At 36.7% G+C, this 22,078-nt stretch carries 16 protein-coding genes and 1 riboswitch; of the genes, 6 read left to right on the top strand and 10 right to left on the bottom strand.

What is annotated here, in order from left to right:
- Positions 1-4 precede the first annotated feature (4 nt).
- Positions 5-1,384 (top strand): zinc ribbon domain-containing protein, encoded by a 1,380-nt coding sequence (locus ACU8YW_RS25935; protein WP_098082132.1) that lies wholly within the window; start codon positions 5-7, stop codon positions 1,382-1,384.
- 41 nt (positions 1,385-1,425) lie between these two features.
- On the opposite strand, the gene ACU8YW_RS25930 is transcribed toward ACU8YW_RS25935, so the two are convergent.
- Both ACU8YW_RS25930 and ACU8YW_RS25925 read right to left on the bottom strand, forming a co-directional pair.
- Complete coding sequence (locus ACU8YW_RS25930) at positions 1,426-1,728, bottom strand: DUF3910 family protein (protein ID WP_097907699.1); 303 nt, start codon at positions 1,726-1,728, stop codon at positions 1,426-1,428.
- A gap of 79 nt (positions 1,729-1,807) precedes the next feature.
- Positions 1,808-2,680 (bottom strand): cell wall-binding protein EntA, encoded by an 873-nt coding sequence (locus ACU8YW_RS25925; protein WP_098133478.1) that lies wholly within the window; start codon positions 2,678-2,680, stop codon positions 1,808-1,810.
- A gap of 664 nt (positions 2,681-3,344) precedes the next feature.
- Here ACU8YW_RS25925 and opuD point away from each other — a divergent pair.
- Positions 3,345-4,862, top strand: coding sequence for a glycine betaine transporter OpuD (gene opuD, locus ACU8YW_RS25920; RefSeq protein WP_426934165.1), 1,518 nt, complete (start codon positions 3,345-3,347; stop codon positions 4,860-4,862).
- A 610-nt stretch (positions 4,863-5,472) separates the two neighbouring features.
- Here the strand turns inward: opuD and ACU8YW_RS25915 are convergent.
- The 6 genes from ACU8YW_RS25915 to ACU8YW_RS25890 all read right to left on the bottom strand — a co-directional run bounded on the left by ACU8YW_RS25915 (position 5,473) and on the right by ACU8YW_RS25890 (position 14,621).
- Entirely contained in the window at positions 5,473-6,774 is a 1,302-nt protein-coding gene (locus tag ACU8YW_RS25915; protein WP_098082128.1) for a glycosyltransferase family 2 protein, read from the bottom strand.
- Positions 6,771-7,526: a diguanylate cyclase domain-containing protein gene (locus tag ACU8YW_RS25910; protein WP_426934166.1), complete on the bottom strand. Its 756-nt coding sequence runs from the start codon at positions 7,524-7,526 to the stop codon at positions 6,771-6,773. Before ACU8YW_RS25910 ends, ACU8YW_RS25915 begins: the two co-directional genes overlap by 4 nt.
- Before the next feature lie 262 nt (positions 7,527-7,788).
- Positions 7,789-9,000, bottom strand: coding sequence for a NupC/NupG family nucleoside CNT transporter (locus ACU8YW_RS25905; protein ID WP_098082127.1), 1,212 nt, complete (start codon positions 8,998-9,000; stop codon positions 7,789-7,791).
- A gap of 345 nt (positions 9,001-9,345) precedes the next feature.
- Positions 9,346-11,088 carry a C40 family peptidase gene (locus ACU8YW_RS25900; RefSeq protein ID WP_088064823.1) on the bottom strand — a complete coding sequence of 581 codons (1,743 nt, stop codon included), beginning with the start codon at positions 11,086-11,088 and terminating at the stop codon, positions 9,346-9,348.
- 209 nt (positions 11,089-11,297) lie between these two features.
- A complete protein-coding gene (locus ACU8YW_RS25895) occupies positions 11,298-12,182 on the bottom strand; it encodes a D-amino-acid transaminase (protein ID WP_088064822.1) in 885 nt (294 codons plus the stop codon).
- A 510-nt stretch (positions 12,183-12,692) separates the two neighbouring features.
- The gene (locus ACU8YW_RS25890; protein ID WP_000665354.1) at positions 12,693-14,621 is read right to left on the bottom strand and encodes an LTA synthase family protein; all 1,929 of its coding nucleotides are present in this window, start codon (positions 14,619-14,621) and stop codon (positions 12,693-12,695) included.
- 545 nt (positions 14,622-15,166) lie between these two features.
- Here ACU8YW_RS25890 and ACU8YW_RS25885 point away from each other — a divergent pair.
- Both ACU8YW_RS25885 and ACU8YW_RS25880 read left to right on the top strand, forming a co-directional pair.
- Entirely contained in the window at positions 15,167-15,532 is a 366-nt protein-coding gene (locus ACU8YW_RS25885) for a YkvA family protein (protein WP_000435500.1), read from the top strand.
- Positions 15,533-15,582: 50 nt separating this feature from the next.
- On the top strand, positions 15,583-16,074 hold the full coding sequence (locus ACU8YW_RS25880; protein WP_088064820.1) for a metal-binding protein: 492 nt from the start codon (positions 15,583-15,585) through the stop codon (positions 16,072-16,074).
- A 118-nt stretch (positions 16,075-16,192) separates the two neighbouring features.
- Here the strand turns inward: ACU8YW_RS25880 and ACU8YW_RS25875 are convergent, their stop codons facing one another.
- Positions 16,193-16,510, bottom strand: coding sequence for a magnetosome magnetite crystal formation protein family (locus ACU8YW_RS25875; RefSeq protein ID WP_087983179.1), 318 nt, complete (start codon positions 16,508-16,510; stop codon positions 16,193-16,195).
- 284 nt (positions 16,511-16,794) lie between these two features.
- Here ACU8YW_RS25875 and lldP point away from each other — a divergent pair, with 284 nt between their 5' ends.
- Both lldP and thiC read left to right on the top strand, forming a co-directional pair.
- A complete protein-coding gene (lldP, locus tag ACU8YW_RS25870) occupies positions 16,795-18,450 on the top strand; it encodes an L-lactate permease (protein ID WP_097889554.1) in 1,656 nt (551 codons plus the stop codon).
- 71 nt (positions 18,451-18,521) lie between these two features.
- A riboswitch (TPP riboswitch) is annotated at positions 18,522-18,637 on the top strand.
- Positions 18,638-18,749: 112 nt separating this feature from the next.
- Positions 18,750-20,510, top strand: coding sequence for a phosphomethylpyrimidine synthase ThiC (gene thiC, locus ACU8YW_RS25865; protein ID WP_000814449.1), 1,761 nt, complete (start codon positions 18,750-18,752; stop codon positions 20,508-20,510).
- Between the two features lie 101 nt (positions 20,511-20,611).
- Here the strand turns inward: thiC and ACU8YW_RS25860 are convergent, their stop codons facing one another.
- Positions 20,612-21,970 (bottom strand): arsenic transporter, encoded by a 1,359-nt coding sequence (locus ACU8YW_RS25860; protein WP_426934168.1) that lies wholly within the window; start codon positions 21,968-21,970, stop codon positions 20,612-20,614.
- Positions 21,971-22,078 lie beyond the last annotated feature (108 nt).

Genomic DNA, 22,078 nt, shown 5'->3' with positions numbered 1-22,078 from the left:
CACGTTGAAGTTTTGTGGAACATGTAAAAAGAACGTTGCAGACCATTTGAACTTTTGTCCTGAGTGTGGGAGTAAAGTAGAAGTAATCGTCGATAACACTGCCGCTACATATACAGAAGTACAAAGCGAGACACAACCAGTGAAAAGTAAGAAAAATTTATTTTTAATTATTGGTTTCGCCATTATTATTATTTTAGTATTTGGGGTATATAAATTTGGAGCATATAAGTTTTCAAAAGAAAAGCAAATAAATGTAATGATTGAAGCATTCCAAAAGAAAGATATTAATGCAATTGATGAGTTTGTGAAAGCAAATGATTCAAGCTTAAAGATTAAGACAGAGGATATTAAAGCGTACATGCGTTACTTAAAAGAGAACCCTTCTTACAATAAACAATTATTGTCTTATTTACAGAAAGAGACAGTAGATCAAAAGTTAACAAAGGATAAAAATTCGTTTAAAGATGGGGAAATTGTAGCAGAGGGAAAAGAGTGGTTCTTATATCCAAAGTATAAGTTTAGCATGAAATCTTATTATATGAGTGTTAGTACAACTGCAAAGAATGCAGAAATATATGTGAATGATAAAAAAGAAACAGAACTTTCTAGTGATAAAACTTCGAAAGAGTTAGGTCCATACTTCCCAGGTACGTATGTTGTCAAGGCAACAGCGAAGACAGAACTTACTGAATTAGAAACAGAGAAAGAAGTAGATTTAGCAGATGAACAGAGCGAGAAAGTGAATGTAGATTTATCGCTTGAAGGAAAGTATGTAAGCATTTCTTCTGATGAAAATGATGCAACCGTATTTGTAAATGGTAAAAAACGTGGGAAATTAAGTTATGGTAATTATAAACTGGGTCCTGTATCCACAGATGAAACAGTAGAAGTACATTTAGAGAAAACTACTGATTTTGGTGTAATAAAATCTGAAAGTGTTAAAATTGGAGACCAAAGCACGTATTACTTAAAATTCCCGAAAGAAACATCAAGCTCAGCAGTTGGTGATTTTGTACGAAATCACATTTATAATAACGTACGCGCGATTTCATTAAATGATTTTAGTCTAATTGAAAATAATTATGATAAGAGCGGGAAATCGTATAAGGAAGACCGTGATTATATACAATATTTACACAAAAAGGGAATTACTGAAGATTTATTAACAATGGAAATTCGTAATGTAGAGCATCAAAGTGATACGAAATATAAAGTAACGACATATGAAGAGTACCATATTCGTTATGGTGATGGATCTGTGAAGTTCAAAAGCTTTAATAATGAACATATCGTTACTGTTAATGGAAATGGAAAGATATTGTACCATTCTCTTGGAGCGAATAATACGCTTAAGTCAGAGGAAGTATCTGGTCCGAACCGTTAATAAAAAGACTATCTCATATAATTGAGATAGTCTTTTTTCGATTAGGAGCGCGTTTCCTTTAATATCGCTTGCACATATGGATCATGTAATATTTGTTCTATAATTGGTAACATGTTTTGTTCGAATGGAATATCGATAGGAAATGGCTTTTGTGAGCCGGGTTTGATTCCATATTGGACAATTTTGTAATGTGTATTTGCTTCAGAGCTGAGCACAATTAATTTATATCGATTGTCATCGCCAGCGAGTGAAAAGTCAATGGAAGTAGCGTCGTATGTTACTTCATCTTTATATATATACGGTTTTGGTGTACCGATCCAGTCTACTTTTGCTTGTACATTCATGAACATAACCTCCTTATAGTTATTATAAAAAAATAAAAGCCAGCTCTCAACAAAGAGAACCGGCTTTAGCAGTCATTGGTTATTTTAAAATTTTCACTTTAACAGTTTTGCGTCCCCATTTTTGAGCAGCGCTATCTGATCCAAGTAGGATGTCGATACGGTTACCTTTAATTGCACCGCCAGTATCTCCAGCGATAGCTTCTCCGTAACCTTCAACCCATACTTTAGATCCTAATGGGATTACTTTCGGGTCAACAGCGATCATTTTCATGTTTGGGTTCGCTGTTAAGTCATGACCCATTGCAGTTAATACACGGCCACCGTATGTGCCACCGTTTTCGCTCGGATGAGCTGTATATGCTGTAGCTACAACTGTTAACTCACGACCACCAGAAGGTGTGCTAGTTTCAGCAGCTTTCACAGCAGGCTTAGCAGCTGTTTTTGCTTGTGCTGCAGGTGCTTTAGCTGGTGCTACAGTTTTAGCAGGAGCAGGTTGTTCTTGTTTCTCGATAACAGGTGCTGTACCTGTTAAGAAAGGAACGTGAACATAAGCTGTTTTCCCGTTATATTCAAATTGTAACCACTCATTTTGTACTTGGTTCGTTGTTTCGATCATATCGTCTTTCTTCAACGTTCCAAGAATTTCTGAGTTTGTGTTCGCTTCAGCACGTACGTTTAATACGTTAGCTGTTACGTAGTAGATGCTTTTTGTAAACTCTGTACTTACGAATGCGTCTTTACCATCTAAAGTGATTTTTGACCATCCGTTCTCTGTATTTTGAACATCTATTTTATTCCCGTTTAGTAATTTACCGACAACTTTTGATTCCGTAGTAGGGTTTTCGCGTACATTTAGTACGTCTGTTGTTACAACAGTTTCTGCATTAGCAGATGATGTGAAAATCCCAAGACCAAAAACTGCTGCTGTTGCTATTCCAATTAATTTTTTCATGATAGCCTCCATTGCGTTTGTTTTCGTGTCCTCATTATAGCAACAGATTTTTTCGGATTTCAGGAAAACACACAATTACAAACCATTCGTAATCAGTCGTTAACATCCTGTAATATAGCAAAAAATATAAGAAAGCGTTTTTCATTCTATATGATTAGTAGGTTTCTACTTATATTCAAAATATTTAATACAACATATTGTTTTCGGCGTAAATAAAAATATTACAGGAGTATTACATAATGTTTACTAAACAGTTACATTCCTTGAGTATTTTACCGTTTTATGGGTAATATAGTTATATAAACATAAATATTTCGTTTGTGAAACTATAAACACGTGCTATATACTAGCAAAAAAACCGCATAATTGTTACAAACAGAAAGGGTTACAAGGAAGAAAAATGCCCTTTTTTACATCTGTAACACATCCTTTTTTGGGAAAACACATTCCCATCCGCATTTTTCTCGCACAATTTGACAGCAGTATTTCGATCTTATAGCTCTCGCAGAGTAAAAAGATTATACGGAAGGTAAGGCTGTCCATAAGAATTCTAGTTGGTGAAGGTGAAAGTAAGAAAATCACCGTGAAATTATAGTTTTCTATCCGATTTTACATATCGGAATTTATGTTATTTACAAAAGTGAAACCTACGAAGGGGGATTTGATGAGGAAACTGACAAAAACATTCATCGTATCATTAACATTATGTATTGCATTTACAATTTGGGGGATTATTCCCGAATCTATTATTGGAAAAGGTAGCTTAGGAAATGTAACAACCGCAATTCAAACTGCATTAGTTAGTAAGTTTGGATGGTTCTATATTATTTCTGTTTCTATTATATTAGGTGTGTCTATCTTTTTAATTGTTTCGAAATACGGTTCTATTCGTTTAGGTAAAGATGATGATGAACCTGATTATAGTTATATGACATGGTTTGCTATGCTATTTAGCGCTGGTATGGGTATTGGTTTAGTTTTCTGGGGCGTTGCCGAACCATTAAACCATTTGTACGCACCTCCGTTTGGAGAAGGTGCAACTGAGGAAAGTGCGCGTCTTGCATTACGTTTTTCATTTTTCCATTGGGGATTACATCCGTGGGGACTATATGCATTTGTAGCGCTGTGTATTGCTTACTTTACTTTTAGAAAAGGAAAAGCAAGTACAATTAGTGCGACAGTAGGTCCGTTATTTAAAGACGGGGAACATGGACGTATTGCTCATTCATTTGATGTGTTAGCAGTTTTCGCAACTGTGTTTGGTGTCGCAACATCATTAGGTCTTGGTGCGAAACAAATTGCTGGTGGTGTTAGTTATTTAACATCTATCCCGAATTCATTGCCGACACAGTTAGTTATTATTGCAATCGTAACCGTGTTATTTATGTTATCTGCGCAAACAGGTCTTGATAAAGGAATTAAATATTTAAGTAATGCGAATATTATTTTGGCGTTTGCACTTATGATTATTGTATTATTTGCAGGTCCAACAAACTTTATTATGAATTACTTCACTTCAACAATCGGTTCTTATATTCAGGAATTGCCAAGCATGAGCTTCCGTTTAAGTCCATTAGATGAAGGCGGAAACCAATGGATTCAGTCGTGGACAATTTTCTATTGGGCATGGTGGATTGCATGGTCACCATTCGTAGGTACATTTATTGCTCGTGTTTCACGAGGGCGTACGATTCGTGAGTTCGTTATCGGTGTGTTACTCGTACCGACTGTAATCGGTGCGCTTTGGTTCTCTGTTTTCGGCGGGACTGGTATTCATATGGAGCTGTTTGGTGATGCTCATATCTTCGACAAAGTGAAAGAGATGGGAACAGAAGTAGGGTTATTCGCTATGTTCGATCAGATGGGAAGCTTTGGATCAGCTTTATCGGTATTAGGTATTCTACTTATTGCAACATTCTTTATTACATCTGCAGACTCTGCGACATTCGTTTTAGGGATGTTAACGACACATGGTAGTTTAAATCCACCAAACCGCATTAAAATGGTTTGGGGTATCGTTTTAGCATCGATAGCTTCTACCTTATTATATATTGGTGGATTAGAAGCACTGCAAACGGCAGCTATTATTGCGGCATTCCCATTCGTCTTCGTTATTTTCTTTATGATGGCAGCATTATTTAAAGAGTTACAAAAAGAGGGGCGTATGAAGCGTCATAAATAATAGAAGGAAAAAGAGCTGATTATATATCAGCTCTTTTTTATATAGAAGGAATTTTAACTGCAAGTCAGGGAAATAAAATACTTTACTATGTAAGTAGTATGCCTTTTATGTGAAGATAAATCGATGAATTTCGACAATGTTCGATATCTTGCGGATTCTATTTGTATTTTTGACAAAAAATTGTCGGAAATGTGTTGTCACGTTTATGTATATGTGCTATATTATTTCCTGTAAGCGATTTCAAATAGTTTTAAAGCGCATTCAAGGGGGACATCTAGAATAATGAAACGTTACGAAAGAAAGTGGAAGCATATTTGTTTGAAACGTGTGGCACATCGTAGTGTCCAAGAAAGCACGGAACCTAAGACTGAAACGCGCAAAGAACAGCAAGAGAAGCAATTGGTTCTACAAAAATAGCAATCACTTTTTCGTATATAAATGAAGGTCAATCGTTCGTTGGGGGATGGACGTGAAATTACTTTCAGCTAAGGGGTATTGTCTGATATATATAATTTATACGGCAATAAATCAGCACAGAGCATACGGCGCTCTGTGCTGATTTTTATTTACAAAATAAAAATCAGTGGGAGAACTCCCACTGATTAAAGTTTTACTTTTCTTTTTTGAATCGAACTGTTTTATCCCAGCCAATGACTTGTTTCTTACTCTTTGCACGTAAGTATAAAATTAAGCTGCGAATGAATAAGTACGTAAAGAGCTGTGCGTACGTAAAGTACATGATAACACTAATAAAAATATTAGTTGGTGTAAAGGTTCGTTCCACACTCTGGGCACTAAATAATTGAGAAACATATGTAATATATGCGACATACCACATAAATAGTAGTGGAATGCTATATTGAATTTGGAATATCCCGAGTACCCCAATTACAAACCAAACGTTCGAAATGATTAAGAATAGCCAAAATACAACATACACTAAAACTTGTTGTAAGGAATGGACGAGAAGTTTTCCTTTAAAGAAACTTAAGGAAGAAAACATTTTTTCTAAAATGTACAAGTTCCCTTGGAGCCAACGTGTACGCTGCTTAATAAGGATTTTTAAATGCTCAGGTTCTTGTTCCCATGTAATCGATTCTGGAACGATCGGTAAGAGATAGCCTTTTTGTGTAATTCGTAATGTTAATTCAGCGTCTTCTGCAATTGCATACGGGTCATAGCCGCCAAGTTCTTCTAATGCAGAACGACGAAGAAGCATATTTGTTCCTGTTAGTGAACCTGTTTGGAATAGTAACCAGCGTCCTGATTGCATAAGGAGCTGGAAGATTTGAAATTCTAATGAAATCATTCGTGTTAGCCAGTTTCTGTTTTCATTTACAGTACGAACGTGACCAACAGCTCCAACAGCATCCTCGGTTGTTTCAGCGTGTTCTACAAGCATTCGCAGTGCATGTGGTTCAGGCTGGTTATCTGCATCATACACACAGAAGTATTCACCATCTGAAATACTAAGACCGTAGTTTAATACACGCGATTTCCCTTTTGGTTCACCCGCCGGAACACGAATGTGACGAATATGAGCATAAGCTTTGTCAAAATCGTCACCAATTTCAGGTGTCTCATCTTGAGAGTTATCGTTTAATAAATAAACAGTTAGTTTACCTGGATATTCAATCTTTGCCATCGCCTCTAAAGTATCTTTAATAACGACCCCTTCATTGTGGGCTGGTATTAAAATGTCGACGCTTGGATAATGTTCTAGCGTACGATCTTTTCGTTTACTATTTCGGTGAACTAAACCTGCGAGTGTTAAGAAAGAATAGTAAACAAGTAAGGCAGAGAATAGAAAGGCTGTAAAGATAAGTATATACTTAATCGAAAATGTGATACTAATCCAAAAAACGAGTACGCAAAACAGAAGGAATAAAAGCAGTATAACGAGTGTCATCATAATAACATCTTTCCTTTGTTCCCAATTTGCTCGCGTGAAATTTGTATATCTTGGATCGCTTCAGCAGCAAGCCATTGCTCCATTTTTGGCTTTAGACGGTTCATTACAATGTCAGCACCGGCTTCATTTGTGTTTTGTAATAAAATAACTAGCTTATTATTATCGTATTCAGCAGCAAGATCAAAGTCATCTCTTATCGTTTCAACTAATAATGAAGCTACACGGTTCATAACACTTTCCTTTGTATATTTACTAAAGGAATTGAAATCAAAGTAAATAATAATACCCGTTTCATTACGACGATTCATTGCAGTGATTAATAATGCTTGTCGTCTTTCGAATTCTTGTCTTGTTAATAATTTTGATTCTCCAATGTATTGTTCTAACGTTCTCACACGTTTGGTTAATTCTTGATTTTCATGAATAACCTTCTTTAATAAATGAGTTGAGATATATACGATGAAGAAGTTTGCTGCCATTAGGAAGTGAGTAATAATGTATTCCCATTGTTCCGATGTACTCCATAAGTAAAGCCATGCTTGGTAGAACAGATAGAATACCGAAGTAATGGTTCCTAATATAAAAAGAACAAATGCGGTTTTATCAGTCAATAATAGAAATAGTACATTAACAATTACATATATAATTGTAAAAATGAGAGCATGCTCATATTGCGTTACATGTACAGTTGTAAAATAAAATAAAATTTGTAAAATCCACATAGAGAGGACTTTATAGAAGTTATTTTTCACAAAACTTTCCTCCTTAAAGGTAATTCATGCAAGGATACTTGTAGTATGCACAATTATTAAGAAATAGACCGGATGACTAGATTCTTTTGGAGAGAGCAACAACAAGTAGTATCTCTCTTTTGCAAGAAAAAATAAACAGACTTACTAATTATTGTATCATAATGTTCTTATATTTAAGCATAAAGTATTTAATATATATCGAAAAAATATACAACATATAATAAAAAGCCCCCTCTTTAGAAAGAGGAGACTTTGCATCATTTTATAGGAACATCATACCTGCAACTGCTGCATTTAAGAAGTTTGCTAATGTACCAGCGATAACTGCTTTAATCCCTAACTGTGCAATTTGTTTACGGCGAGTAGGAGCTAATGTTCCTGTTACACCTAATTGAATTGCGATAGAAGAGAAGTTTGCGAATCCACAGATTGCGAATGTTAAAATTAAGTTTGTTTTTGCAGAGAACTCTGCCATGTGTGGTCCTAAGTTTGCGTATGCAACGAATTCGTTGATTGCAAGTTTTTGACCGATAAAGCTTGCTGCTTGTATAGCTTCACCAGGAGAAACCCCGATTAAGATTGCAAATGGTGATAGTAAGTAACCGAAGATTAAATCAAGGCTAAGTTTAATATCAAACCAAGAACCAACCCATCCTAATAAGCCATTTAATAAAGCGATTAATGCGATGAAAGCCATTAACATTGCTGCTACGTTAATAACAAGTTGCATACCTTCAGATGCACCACGTGCTGCTGCATCAATAACGTTTGCATCTTCACGTTCTGTAGAAAGTTCAACGTTATTATCTACTTTTTCTGTTTCTGGCATAATTAGTTTCGCGATTAATAAACTTGATGGAGCTGCCATAATTGCTGCTGCTAATAAGTGTTCTAACGGAATACCCATTGCTGCATAGCCGACAAGAACTGATCCGGCAACGGCTGTCATACCGCTTACCATAATAGTGAAGAATTCACTATTTGTTAAACGTGCTAAGTAAGGTTTGATTAAGATTGGAGCTTCAGTTTGTCCTAAAAATACGGTTGTTACTGAGTTTAAACTTTCTGCTTTAGAAGTTCCAAGAAGTTTACTTAATGCACCACCAACGACACTAACAAATTTCTGCATAATACCGAAATGATATAAGATTGCAACTAATGAACTAATAAATACGATTGGAAGTAGTGCTTGAATGAAGAAAACAAATCCCCAAGGGCCTTTTGCGTTGACTAAATCCCCAGCAACGAACTTAATTCCCTCGTAAGAAAAATTAATTAATCCTTGAACGCCATCTGCAGCGTATTTTAAACCTGCTTTTCCGGCATCCCATCGTAATACGATAAATGAAAATGACATTTGTAATGCTAGCGCGATTAAAATTGTGCGCCAATTAATAGCTTTGCGGTTGGAAGATAGTAAGAAAGCAATTGCTAATACTCCAATCACGCCGCCAATTCCCCATAAAAGATTCATGCAGTGTATGCTCCTTCCTCATAGTAAAAAAAGTGTATAAACCAGTTGTCTATACGTTTACGAATATAACATCTTAAGTAACTTATCATAATGGACATCGGAGGTCAAACGTCTAACGAAAAGTTTAAATAAAAAGAAAATTCTTTAAAAAAACACATATAAAATGATTAAACATGAAATAGGTTATGTTTTTTATGTAAAAATATACATTATGATAACGTTATGGAGTGTTTTTGTAGAATATAGTGTATGAAATAGGGAAATAGATACATTATTTTTTCGGGGATATAGGTGACATATATTAAAAAGAGCCTTCTAGTAATCTAGAAGGCTCTAAAATATAACTTAAGGTGCTTTTGTGTATCCTAAGAAATGGCTCTTCCAATAAGAGTTACTCAATGAAGCGATTGCTACACCTTTATCTCCGGCTTGGATAAATGATCCGCCTCCAAGGTAAATACCCATATGAGAAGGACCTGCTTTATAAGTATCTTTGAAATAAATTAAGTCACCTGGTTGTGGATTTGAAGTTTGTGGTAGGCTACCCCAATATCCTGCAACACTTTGACGACTAATGTTATGACCAAATTTCTTAAATACGTGGTAGATGTAACCACTGCAGTCAACACCAGTAGCAGAAGTACCACCCCAAACGTATGGTACGCCTTGCATTCCTTTTGCATATGCAAGTATGGAAGAACTATCACCACTATTATTGCCTGTATTATTGTTGTTATTGTTTTGATTGTTATTTTGGTTGTTGTTAGGCTTATTATCTACCGCGCCACCAACTGGTGTTTTAGAAAGGTAACGTGTTCCGATGTAACCAGTTTGACCGTTGTAGTTAATTTTGCTCCATCCAGAGTTTTCAGAGATTACTTGAACCTTCTGTCCTTGTGGAAGTGCCCCTATGATTCTATAATTTGTACCTTCGCCGCTACGTACGTTTAGTGCAGAAGCATTAATGTAGTAGTCACCAATTGCACCTTGATCAGGTTGTTTTGGTTGTTCAGGAGTAGCAGAGCCACCTTTAACGAATTTTACAAACTCGCTACTAACGAAGCCTGTTTTTCCTTGATAGTTTACTTTAAACCAACCGTTTTCAGATCCAACTACGTTTAATGTAGTACCATTTAACACGCCACCAATTACACTATGGTAAGCAGCAGGGCCTGTACGAACGCGTAGAGATGTTGCGTTAACAACGTAAGTACCGCCAGTTTGAACAGTTACATTATTGTTTTGTTCTTGTTTGTTATCTTGGTTGTTTCCTTGTGTAACGTTATCGTTAGAACCGCCTTTTGTTACGTAGTCTTTGCTTACGTAAGCAGTTTGTCCTGCATAATTGATTTTGAACCAATCTTGAACTTCTCCAACAACTTGCACAACTTGTCCTTTTGTAACGGAAGCTACAGTTGTATGAGAAGTGCTAGGACCTGTACGAACACGTAGGGAAGATACATTTACTGTATAGTTTCCGCTTGCTGGTTTTACAGATTCTTGGTTGTTATTATTTGTATTGTTGTTTGAAGAACCTGCATTAGAAGAAACGCCAGATACGAATTCGCCACTTACATAACCTACTTGTCCATTATGGTTGATTTTCACCCAACCATTTTCTTGGCCGACAACGTTTAACGTTTGTCCTGCATATACACGCCCAGAAACAGAACTAGAAGTGTTAGGAGCTGTACGCACACGTAATACATCGGCAGTAACTTTATTGTTCCCACCTGTTGTACTTACATTAGAATTGCTTGCTCCGTTTTTTGATACAAATTCGCCACTAACAAATCCTGTTTTTCCATTAATGTTAATTTTGAACCAACCATTTTCTTCGCCAATCACATTTAATGATTGACCGTTATAAACACGCGAGATGATGTCGTGAGAAGTACTTGATCCTGCACGAACATGTAATACGCTAGTGTTTACCGTATAAGATGAGCTGTTTGATGCGGAAGCTTGGACAGTTTGTGTAGCAGCTTTTTGTGTATTTTGTTCAGGGGCAGCTTGAACACTATCAAGTGTAGGTGCTGCTCCTCCTGCTACAGACACTGCCGCAAGACCGGCAAGGTATTTTTTCATAATTTGTCGATTCCTTTCTGTCTGTAATGTAGTGAAGAAATATTTACCAACTGTTAAAAATTCTAAAGAGCATGTCGATTACTGTCAAGACTTATGCGGGAATCTGAATATGACAAAAAGATTACAAGAAAAAATCAAGGCATAAATTACACCTTGATTTCCATTTAAATACATATATTGAATGTAGAAAGGTTAGAAATTATTCGCGTTTAAGAAGATGACATATTGGATTGTAACAAGCTTTGAGAAAAGGATCTTTGCAACATTTTTGTGATAGGGCCAACTTGACCATCTTGGATGGCAGTTCCATCAAGGTGAGTCATCGGCAAAATTTCAATCGTCGTTCCTGTAAAGAAACATTCATCCGCTTGATAAACATCGCGAATGCTAAACAGTTCTTCTTTTACTGGAATGCGAAGGGTTTTCGCTAAAGAAAGGACATACTGACGAATGATGCCATTTAAAATAAGGTGATTGGCTGGATGTGTGTAGAGAGTTCCGTTTTTTATGAGAAAGAAATTAGAACAGCTTCCCTCAGTTACAGTACCGTTTCGTACGAAAAGAGCCTCTTTACAACCTTTACGTTCAGCTTTCGTAGCGGCTAATACATTGGGTAATAAATTTAATGATTTGATATCACAGCGTAGCCAGCGGGTATCTGGTTCTGATATAGCACGTACACCATATTCAATCCATAACGCGGGTCTTTCTTTCTTCGTAATATAGGCATAGATTGTCGGCGGGACGTCATATGAGAATGTGTGGGTACGAGCTTGTACACCACGAGATACTTGTAAATAAATCGTTCCATCTTCGTAGAAATTATTATTTTCAATTAGTTTGTAAAGTAGGATAATAAGTTCTGCTTTTGAGAAAGGGAGTGATAATTCTATTTCTTCCATGGAGCGATATAATCTTGTGATATGCGGATCTAATAAGTGAAAGTTCCCTTTATATAGGCGAATAACTTCGTAGACACCATCTCCAAACTGCAAGCCTCTTTCTTCAAGTTCTATGTACGCGCGATGTTTTGTTGTATCAATAACTGCATCATTCCATAGTACAAATTTTTCGTATGCCAATTTCTGTCCCATCCTTTCGTAAGTGCATAAGTAAAGTGAAGCTTTCATTCATTTGGAATAAAAACCACTATAGTAATTTTTATGTGAGTACTTCTTTACATATGACGTATATGTATTTGTAAATGGTAGAGAAGTAGTAGTGATTTACAGTATTTTGTATATACAAATTCGAAAATGAGAAATAAGAATCCTGCTTTTGAATAAAAAAAAGCAACATTCTTATGGAATGCTGCACAAGGAGGGTAGCTATCTTTCATAGGGACATCGTCTTATTGAATGTTTTGTGTATGGAAACAAAACATATTGAAAGACAATTATAAGAAAGTAGAAATAAACGATTCATATATTTCTTTAAGGGATCTTATTACAGATGAGAGATAAGAAATATATAGAACCTTGCTTACATATTTTATTATAGAGATGTTTCGTTAATCCTATGTGAATATTTGGTAAAGGTTATGTAATGTTAAAGTTAATGAATATAAGTGATTGTATGGAGAAATATAAAAAAAGAGGCTGAGATTACTCAGCGCTCTTCTTTTCTTCTTTAATAGCTGTCTTTACTTCACCGGTTTTGGTCTTATTACTTTCAGAGAAGCGAAGTAAGTCACCTTCAATGATTTTGTCAGACATGTTCAATTCATTTTGGGCACGATCAATGAGTGGTTGAGATTCTTCTTTTGGTAATTGTACAACTTCGCTAGTAGTACGGTCGTAGAATGTACTGTTCGTGTACATGTACTTATCTGTAATGAAGCTACCGTCACGAAGAACAACGAATCCTTTATTATCAGGTGAGAATACATCATGACCAAATTGAACTTGATTCGTAGAATCTACACCAAGTAAGTTTAGAATTGTTGGTTTAATGTCAATTTCACCAGTTGGTTTTGAAATTGTTTTACCTTCTTTTTGACCTGGAACGTGAATAAACATCGGTGTTTTTTGTAAGTTCATATGGTCAAATGCAGTGATTTCTTCTTTTCCTAAGAACTGTGCCATTGCACGGTTATGGTTTTCAGAAATACCATAGTGGTCACCGTAGAATACGATAACTGAGTTGTCGTAAATACCTTCTGCTTTTAGACGTTCAATAAAGTGTTTCATTGCTTCGTCTAAATAGCGAGCAGTTACCATGTAACGGTCAAATACGCCATCACCAGAATTGTATTCATCGATTAATTTTGTGCTGTCATCATAAGTGAATGGGTAATGGTTTGTTAAAGTAAGGAAGCGAGTATAGAACGGTTGCTTCACTTCTTTTAACATATCGATAGATTGATCGAAGTATTCGATATCTTTTAATCCCCAATTTAATTTCGTTTCTGGCGTAATCTTGTAGTCAAGCTCGTTGTAGTAACGATCATAACCAAGTGCCGGATACATAATGTTACGGTTCCAGAATGTTGCGTTGTTCGCGTGGAATACCGATGTGTGATATCCTTGCTCACGTAAAATTTCTGGTGTTGCTGTATATTCGTTATTACCGTGTGTGAAGAATACAGCACCACGGTCTAGTGGATACATGGAAGTATCTACTAAGAATTCAGCATCAGATGTTTTTCCTTGCCCAGTTTGGTGGAAGAAGTTATCAAAGTAATAACTTTCTTTCGTAAATTGGTTTAAGAATGGTGTAACTTCTTGTCCGTTAACTGTTGCACCAATTAAGAATGTTTGTAATGACTCAAGAGAGACAACAATTACGTTTTTCCCTTTTGCCGTACCAAACATATTTGGATCTGGTTTGCTTTGCGTTGTTTTTACGTAGTTCTCTGTTTCCTGTAATTTACTACCGTCAGCAAAAGCTTTTTGTGAACTTGATTTTGCTTGTAAGCCAAGATCATACACTTGGTGTACATATAAACCTAAGTTTTTAACAAGCATAACGCGGTCGAATGAACGTGTTAATAGTTCGGGACGCTCAGCTTCTGCAAGTCCTAAGTTTGCGAAGAAAATAGCAACTGTTGACACGAAGTATAGGGAACGCATTGGGCGTGCTACACGTTCTGTCGGTGCAAAATTCTTCATCTTCTTCAATAAAATGAAGAATACAATAATATCAGCAAATGCAAGGATAATTTTGTAGTTAAACAATTCTTTCACACTAGAACCTAAACTTCCAAAGTTAGATGTTTGTCCTAGTACTGGTAAAGTAACGAAGTCATTGTAGAATCCGTAGAACATTACGTTACCAACAAGAACGATTGTTAAAACAAAATTAATTCCAAGTGCTATATAGTTACGTTTTTTCCCTTTTGCAAATAATGCAAGACCAACAAGCAGTAATGATGCTGCTAATGGGCTAAGGAATAAAATGAATTCTTGCATGAAAGATTCAAGTTTTAAATCAAAGCTTGTGCGTGTAATAAGGTACGTCTTCAGCCATAAAGCTAAAGCTACGAATACAGTGAAACGCACATTTTGAAATTGTGATTTCAAGGTTTCTTTCATTCATTTCCACCCTTTCTCTATCAGGCTTGGTCGATTTTGGAGCGAAAAATGCTAAAATAAAAAATACATAGTTTTCTTGGCCATAATTAGAGGTTCTATATTCACCCATATACGACTATAACTATGCATACCCTTTTGGTTTCTTGTGCTGCTCATAAGCATAACGTCATTTCTGTATTATACAACAAAATTCATTTCTGAGAAACACTATAACATTTTACATTTTTTGTATGAGATTTGTCACTACCAGAGAAAACTTTAACATTCGTTTATATGTCCGTCAACTAGAAAATATAACAAAGGTAGAGCAGAATGTTCAGTGAAAGTGAAAATTTTCTTGTTGAGAAATAAGAAATGACAATGGGTGAGTGGTTATCTAGAAACCTATTATATGAAGGGAAGTATGTAAAAATTAACGAACACTTGTTCTTTTTTAGTTTGTTTGTTACAATGAAAGTTCATTGATAGATTATGTGTAATTTTGATGAACTTTTACTGATAACATATTGTAGCTTATTTCTTTAAAAAAATAGGGAGGCTTTTACATGGAACAAAAATTTTCAGTTGAAGCGTTTTGGAAGAAAGCAAAACATGTTGCAAAGCAAGCAGGGCAGTCGGTCATTTATGCAAGTTTATTATTGTTTTACGTTTTGCAAAGACCTGATGTTCCAAAGCGAGTGAAAATTATTGTGATTGGAGCACTTGCTTATTTTATTGCACCAATTGATGCCATCCCAGATTTCATTGCTGGAGTTGGTTATACAGATGATTTAGGGGCGTTAATGGCTGCTCTATTACAAGCGTCGTTATACGTCAATGAAGAGGTGAAAGATAAGGCACGAGTGAAGTTGGCAGAATGGTTTGGTTCGGATATAGACACATCCTTTATCGATCAGAAATTAGATCAGTAGGTGAGAACTGTCATATGGTGACAGGGCGAACGTAAGCGAGGAAGTGCATTATGCCATCAGGAAGAACGCATACGAAAATAAACTTAATATCCCTTCCGGTTGTTTTGTTTATGCTCTTTTCGTATGGATTAACAGACTTGGATTTTTTATTAACTTTTGCAATTGGCTTTTTAGTAGGTACTTCATTTTTAACGCCGGATTTAGATACATATAGTAATGCGTATAATAAATGGGGGTTCCTACGTATATTTTGGTATCCGTATAAGAAGGTCATGCCGCATCGATCCTTCTTTACACATACAATTATACTTGGTGATGTGATTCGTATTGCATACATGTTAATTGTGTTTTCTCCGTTTTTATTCCTATTAAATGTAATCGCGCTTGATGGGAATTTAATAGAAATTGCGAAGGAACATGAGGTTGAAATTGTAACGTTCGTAATGGGAATTATTGTAGCAAGTACGCTTCACATTATAGCGGATAAAGTGAATACGCGCCGCAAAAAAATGATGAGAAAAAAGAAGAAACGCAGAAGATAAAAAAACCGTCCCAAAAGGTATTTTGGGACGGTTTTTTTCTTATTAAAAGATTGTCGTATCGCCGATAAAATTTCATTTATTATGATGCGTACTGTTTTAATCAAACGTTTGTTTAAACTTAAGCTTTCAGCACTTTAATACCTTTTACGATGTTCCAAATGAAGTAGTATAAGCTAATAATGCCGCAAATACATAAGACAATCATTGCTCCAATGCCAAGTGTTACGTCTGGTTGATTCGATCCGATACCCATAATTCCTAGAATAATAAATCCAATAAATGACGCGATGCTTGGAATGATGTGTGTCCATAGAGCGCGTTTTGCGTGCGGTTTCGTTTCAGAATCGCCCACAATCCACACAATGATAGGGAATAAGATAGGGGCAAATAATACACTAAAGTATGATAAAGCTGCTAATATTTTGTTTCCGTTCATATATATCACCTCATAAATAATATCCGTTTTTATACCTTTATTATGCAGGAAATGTAGCGAGCTTCCTATCGATGAACATTACAAGAACGTGACGTTTTTGTAAGATTCTCATGATAAATAATAAAATTTTCAAAAAAATCTTTTTTAATGAAAATTGTTGTGATAAAATTAATGAAAACGTTTTCTTTGACGTTTTTTTATTTTAGGTTTAAAGGTATGATGACCTGATAGTCTATTGATGAGGTTATTCTATTTAAAAGGGGATTCTTTAGGGGGAGAGAACAATGAACACATGGACACAAGTTTATGATCCGTTCGGAAACATTTGGATTTCGGCAGCAATCGCACTTATTCCGATTATCTTTTTTTTCTTAGCTTTAGCAGTTTTCCGCATGAAGGGGTATGTGGCAGGATTAATTACAGTCGTACTTACAATTTTAGTTGCGTTATTCGCTTATAAGATGCCGTTCACGATGGCGATGGCAGCGACGGGATATGGTTTTTTATACGGACTATGGCCAATTGCTTGGATTATCATTATGTCGGTATTTTTATATAAAATATCTGTGAAAACAGGTCAATTCGATGTGATTCGTGCATCTGTATTATCCATTACGAATGACCATCGTTTACTCGTTATTTTAATCGGTTTTTCATTTGGAGCATTTTTGGAAGGGGCAGCAGGATTTGGTGCACCAGTAGCGATTACCGCAGCGCTTCTTGCAGGTCTTGGGTTAAATCCTTTATATGCAGCGGGTCTGTGTTTAATCGCAAATACGGCACCAGTAGCGTTCGGAGCGATGGGAATTCCGATTACAGTTGCTGGACAAGTAACAGGTATTGATCCGCATAAAATTGGACAAATGGCTGGGCATCAATTACCGTTCTTATCATTATTTGTTCCGTTCTTTATCGTATTTTTAATGGATGGATTTAAAGGAGTAAGACAAACATGGCCGGCTCTATTTGTAGCAGGTAGCTCATTTGCAATTACGCAGTTCATTACAGCGACGTTCTTAGGGCCAGAACTTCCGGATATTACGTCAGCACTTGTAAGTTTAGTGAGTTTATCGCTATTCTTAAAAGTTTGGCAGCCGAAAGAAATCTATCAGTCTAAAGAAGCAAATAGTGAGGTAGCAGCAACGGCGATATCTATGCCGAAACTAACGGTAGGAAAAGTAGTAAAAGCATGGTCTCCATTCATTATTTTAACTGTGATGGTAGTCATTTGGAGCCAAAGTTTCTTTAAAGCGTTATTTGCTCCAGGCGGTGCTTTGGAAAGCCTTGTGTTTAAGTTTGAAGTTCCAGGCTTACACAATTTAGTAATGAAAGCAGAGCCAATTGTAAATAAACCGACGCCTTATGAAGCAATCTTGAAATTAGATATTTTATCAGCGACGGGAACAGCAATTTTAATTGCTTGTATCATTTCTATCTTTATTTTGAAAATGAGTGCAAAAGATGCAGTAGTAACATTTAAAGAAACGATAAATGAGCTTAAGATGCCAATTCTATCTATCGGATTCGTATTAGGATTCGCGTTTATCGCAAACTATTCTGGTCTATCTTCTACATTAGCATTAGCACTTGCAGGAACTGGCGGACTATTCCCGTTCTTCTCACCATTCCTAGGCTGGATCGGTGTATTTTTAACAGGATCCGATACGTCAGCGAATGCACTGTTCTCGAATTTACAAGCGATTACAGCGCAGCAAGTCGGTGTATCTGAAGTACTTCTCGTTGCAGCAAATACAACGGGCGGTGTAACAGGAAAAATGATTTCTCCGCAATCGATTGCAATTGCTTGTGCGGCAGTTGGACTTGCTGGAAAAGAATCAGATTTATTCCGCTTTACAGTGAAGCATAGTTTATTCTTCGTAATTATTGTTGGTATTATGACGTATGTACAGGCATATTATTTAACGTGGATGATTCCATAAACAACAAAAGAAATAAACTTTGCATTTTTCAGATTATCGTGTATGATGGGAAAGTATTGAAAATTAAATCAGTGATAAACTAGGGGTGCCTAACGTATGCGTAGGCTGAGAGAGAAGCGTGTGAACTTCTTAACCCTTTGGACCTGATCTGGCTCGTACCAGCGTAGGGAAGTTAACGGCTTTACATAATGATGTCTTTATGAGCCAGGTCCTTATTTTTTTATGGACCTGGCTCTTTTTATTTTGGCATACGCTGGCCATATCTTGTCCTTGTCACGTACAGGGGGGCAACAAAGGTTATGAAACAGTCTGTTTCAGCTGAGCAAATTGAATTGAAATCGAGTTTACCAGGAAGTAAGAAAGTGTATGTGGATGGACCACGCGCGGGTATGAAAGTGCCGATGCGCGAGATTGAACAAAGCGAAACGAACGGTATTCCGAATCCGCCAATTCGTGTATATGATACGAGCGGTCCTTATACAGATCCTGCGTATAAAGTGGAACTGGAAAAGGGATTGCAGGCGCCGCGCCACTCTTGGATCCTGGAGCGCGGAGATGTAGAAGCATACGAAGGGCGCGAAGTAAAACCAGAGGATGACGGTGTGAAAGTGGCTTTGAAACATACGCCTGTTTTCCCGCAAATGGATCGTCAGCCGCTTAGAGCAAAGCAAGGTGGAAATGTTACGCAAATGCATTATGCACGTAAGGGTATCATTACGTCTGAGATGGAATATGTTGCGATTCGTGAAGGAGTAGAGCCTGAGTTTGTTCGTAAGGAAATCGCGGAAGGTCGTGCCATTTTACCAGCGAATATTAACCATCCGGAAGCAGAACCGATGATTATCGGCCGTAACTTTCACGTGAAGGTCAATGCAAATATCGGAAACTCTGCTGTATCTTCTTCAATTGCAGAAGAAGTAGAGAAGATGACGTGGGCAACGCGTTGGGGTGCGGATACGATTATGGATTTATCTACAGGTAAAAATATTCATACGACGCGTGAGTGGATTATTCGTAACGCGCCTGTACCAGTTGGAACTGTACCGATTTATCAAGCGCTGGAAAAAGTAAATGGAATTGCAGAAGATTTAACGTGGGAAGTGTATCGTGATACGTTAATTGAGCAGGCGGAGCAAGGTGTGGATTACTTTACGATTCACGCGGGCGTATTACTTCGTTACATTCCGATTACTGCAAAGCGTACGACAGGTATCGTTTCGCGTGGTGGTTCAATTATGGCACAGTGGTGTTTATTCCATCATAAAGAAAACTTCTTATACACTCATTTTGAAGAGATATGTGAAATTATGAAGCAGTACGACGTTTCGTTCTCTCTTGGAGATGGATTACGTCCAGGTTCGATTGCAGATGCAAATGACGAAGCACAGTTTTCTGAGCTTGAAACACTTGGTGAATTAACGAAGATTGCTTGGAAACATGATGTGCAAGTGATGATTGAAGGACCTGGGCATGTACCGATGCATTTAATTAAAGAGAATATGGAGAAAGAGCTTGATATTTGTCAGGGCGCACCGTTCTATACACTTGGGCCGTTAACGACAGATATTGCACCAGGTTATGACCATATTACATCGGCAATTGGAGCGGCGATGATTGGCTGGTTTGGCACGGCGATGCTTTGTTATGTAACACCGAAAGAACATTTAGGTTTACCGAATAAAGATGATGTTCGCACGGGGGTTATTACGTACAAAATTGCTGCACATGCAGCTGATCTTGCGAAAGGGCACAAAACGGCTCATCAGCGTGATGATGCACTTTCAAAAGCTCGCTTTGAATTCCGTTGGCGCGATCAATTTAATTTATCTTTAGACCCTGAACGTGCGATGGAATATCACGATGAAACATTGCCAGCAGAAGGCGCGAAAACGGCTCATTTCTGTTCAATGTGTGGACCGAAGTTTTGTAGTATGAGAATTTCACATGATATTCGTGAATATGCGAAAGACAATGATTTAGAAACGACAGAAGCAATTGAAAAAGGGATGAAAGAGAAAGCGAAAGAATTTAAAGACACTGGTAGTCATTTATACCAATAACACGTTACACCTCTTTACTTGATTGATCACACTGTAGTACCTAACTTAAATATAGAAGAAGCCCCCTTTGCTAAGACGGTAGCAAAGGGGGCTTCTATTTTCTATAAGGCGAAGAATAATTGTACCCAGTAGTATAAGAGGAATAATGTGACGGCTGTTGTGAGTGGGATTACGATGAGAGATACGCTTAAATAATCTTTCCATTTCACTTTAATTTTATTTTGTCTTAGGATATACATCCAAATGAGGGAAGCTAGCGTACCGATTGGTAATAATAGTGAACCGATGTCACTACCAATGATATTTGCGAGATAGATAGTTTTTAATGTGACTGGATCTAGGCCCATTTCTGTTAATGTAATGGTACCAATCATAAGTGCAGGGTGATTATTAAAGACGTTAGAGAGGATAGATACAAGTCCGCCCATTGTAAAGCTAGCATAGAGTAGATGTTGACTTACAACTGGTTCAAGCCAATTTACAAGCGCCGTTGTTAATCCTGCGTTGTGAAGCCCGTAAATAATTACATACATAGAGAAAGCGAAAATTAAAATGTGCCACGGTGTCTTTTTCAAAATATCGACTGGGTTTGTTCGTAAGTAGTACCATCTCCAGATGAGAAGAACGAGTGAACCGAGTACAGCAACAATTTCGATTGGAATCGATAAGAAGGATGCAACGAATAGAAGACAGCGCATAAGAAAGACGAAACCTAATACTTTTAACATGAATTTTGTACGTTTTTGTTTCGTATTAACAGATTTTGTTCCTTTAAGTGGATGGAAGTTTTTTGTGAAGAAAATCTCTTCAATGTCATAAGAAGAAACAGGTAATTTTTTAGGAAGCTTTTTCTTTAACACTGTATACATGAGCCATGACATAAATAATAAACCTAGTGTTGCAGGTACAAACATCATAGCAGTATGCATGTAAAGAGTCATATTAACGATATTTAATGCGATTAAGTTTACGATATTACTTACACCAATTGGTGCACTAGATGCAGTAGCGATTAAAGCACCACTTAATAAATAAGGAATTTGTTGATGTGGTTTTAATTGAAGGTTTTTTAGAAGAAGAATTAAAATTGGAGTTGTAATTAAAATACTACCGTCGTTATTAAATAAAAGAGTCATAAGAAAACATAATAATTGAATATACCAGTATAGACGGCGACCAGATCCTTTTGCTAAATTTGCAAGTTTCGCTGCGGACCAGTGGAAGAAGCCGAAGCTTTCTAATATAACCGCCATAACGATGGTCGCTAATATTGTTATAGAGGCACCGCCAATTTTACTAATAATATCTATGACGTCTGGTCTTGATACAAGTCCAGTAATCAAGATAATGCCAGCGCCAATTGCTGCCGGCCAAGCCTCATTTAAGCCACGGGGTCGCCAAAAGATAACAATCATCGTTAAGAAGAATACAATAATAGTAATCCATATTTCAATGCTCATATTTTGCCTACCTTTCTATTTTCCCTTGAACAAATGTAGCTTGTCTCAAGTTTGTATTGATAGTATATTCAACAAAAAATAGGAAGAACTAGGCATATAATGGAATAA

This window comes from Bacillus pretiosus, assembly GCF_052947655.1.
This window is presented reverse-complemented; position numbering and strand designations above follow the sequence as displayed.

Excerpts from the sequence above, each read along its gene's own strand:
- ACU8YW_RS25925 (WP_098133478.1), bottom strand. The coding sequence starts at position 2,680 with ATGAAAAAATTAATTGGAATAGCAACAGCAGCAGTTTTTGGTCTTGGG.
- ACU8YW_RS25915 (WP_098082128.1), bottom strand. The coding sequence starts at position 6,774 with ATGATGACACTCGTTATACTGCTTTTATTCCTTCTGTTTTGCGTACTC.
- ACU8YW_RS25880 (WP_088064820.1), top strand. The coding sequence starts at position 15,583 with ATGCCATCAGGAAGAACGCATACGAAAATAAACTTAATATCCCTTCCG.
- ACU8YW_RS25885 (WP_000435500.1), top strand. The coding sequence starts at position 15,167 with ATGGAACAAAAATTTTCAGTTGAAGCGTTTTGGAAGAAAGCAAAACAT.
- ACU8YW_RS25890 (WP_000665354.1), bottom strand. The coding sequence starts at position 14,621 with ATGAAAGAAACCTTGAAATCACAATTTCAAAATGTGCGTTTCACTGTA.
- ACU8YW_RS25875 (WP_087983179.1), bottom strand. The coding sequence starts at position 16,510 with ATGAACGGAAACAAAATATTAGCAGCTTTATCATACTTTAGTGTATTA.
- ACU8YW_RS25860 (WP_426934168.1), bottom strand. The coding sequence starts at position 21,970 with ATGAGCATTGAAATATGGATTACTATTATTGTATTCTTCTTAACGATG.
- ACU8YW_RS25905 (WP_098082127.1), bottom strand. The coding sequence starts at position 9,000 with ATGAATCTTTTATGGGGAATTGGCGGCGTGATTGGAGTATTAGCAATT.
- ACU8YW_RS25930 (WP_097907699.1), bottom strand. The coding sequence starts at position 1,728 with ATGAATGTACAAGCAAAAGTAGACTGGATCGGTACACCAAAACCGTAT.
- lldP (WP_097889554.1), top strand. The coding sequence starts at position 16,795 with ATGAACACATGGACACAAGTTTATGATCCGTTCGGAAACATTTGGATT.
- thiC (WP_000814449.1), top strand. The coding sequence starts at position 18,750 with ATGAAACAGTCTGTTTCAGCTGAGCAAATTGAATTGAAATCGAGTTTA.
- ACU8YW_RS25895 (WP_088064822.1), bottom strand. The coding sequence starts at position 12,182 with ATGGGACAGAAATTGGCATACGAAAAATTTGTACTATGGAATGATGCA.
- ACU8YW_RS25900 (WP_088064823.1), bottom strand. The coding sequence starts at position 11,088 with ATGAAAAAATACCTTGCCGGTCTTGCGGCAGTGTCTGTAGCAGGAGGA.
- opuD (WP_426934165.1), top strand. The coding sequence starts at position 3,345 with ATGAGGAAACTGACAAAAACATTCATCGTATCATTAACATTATGTATT.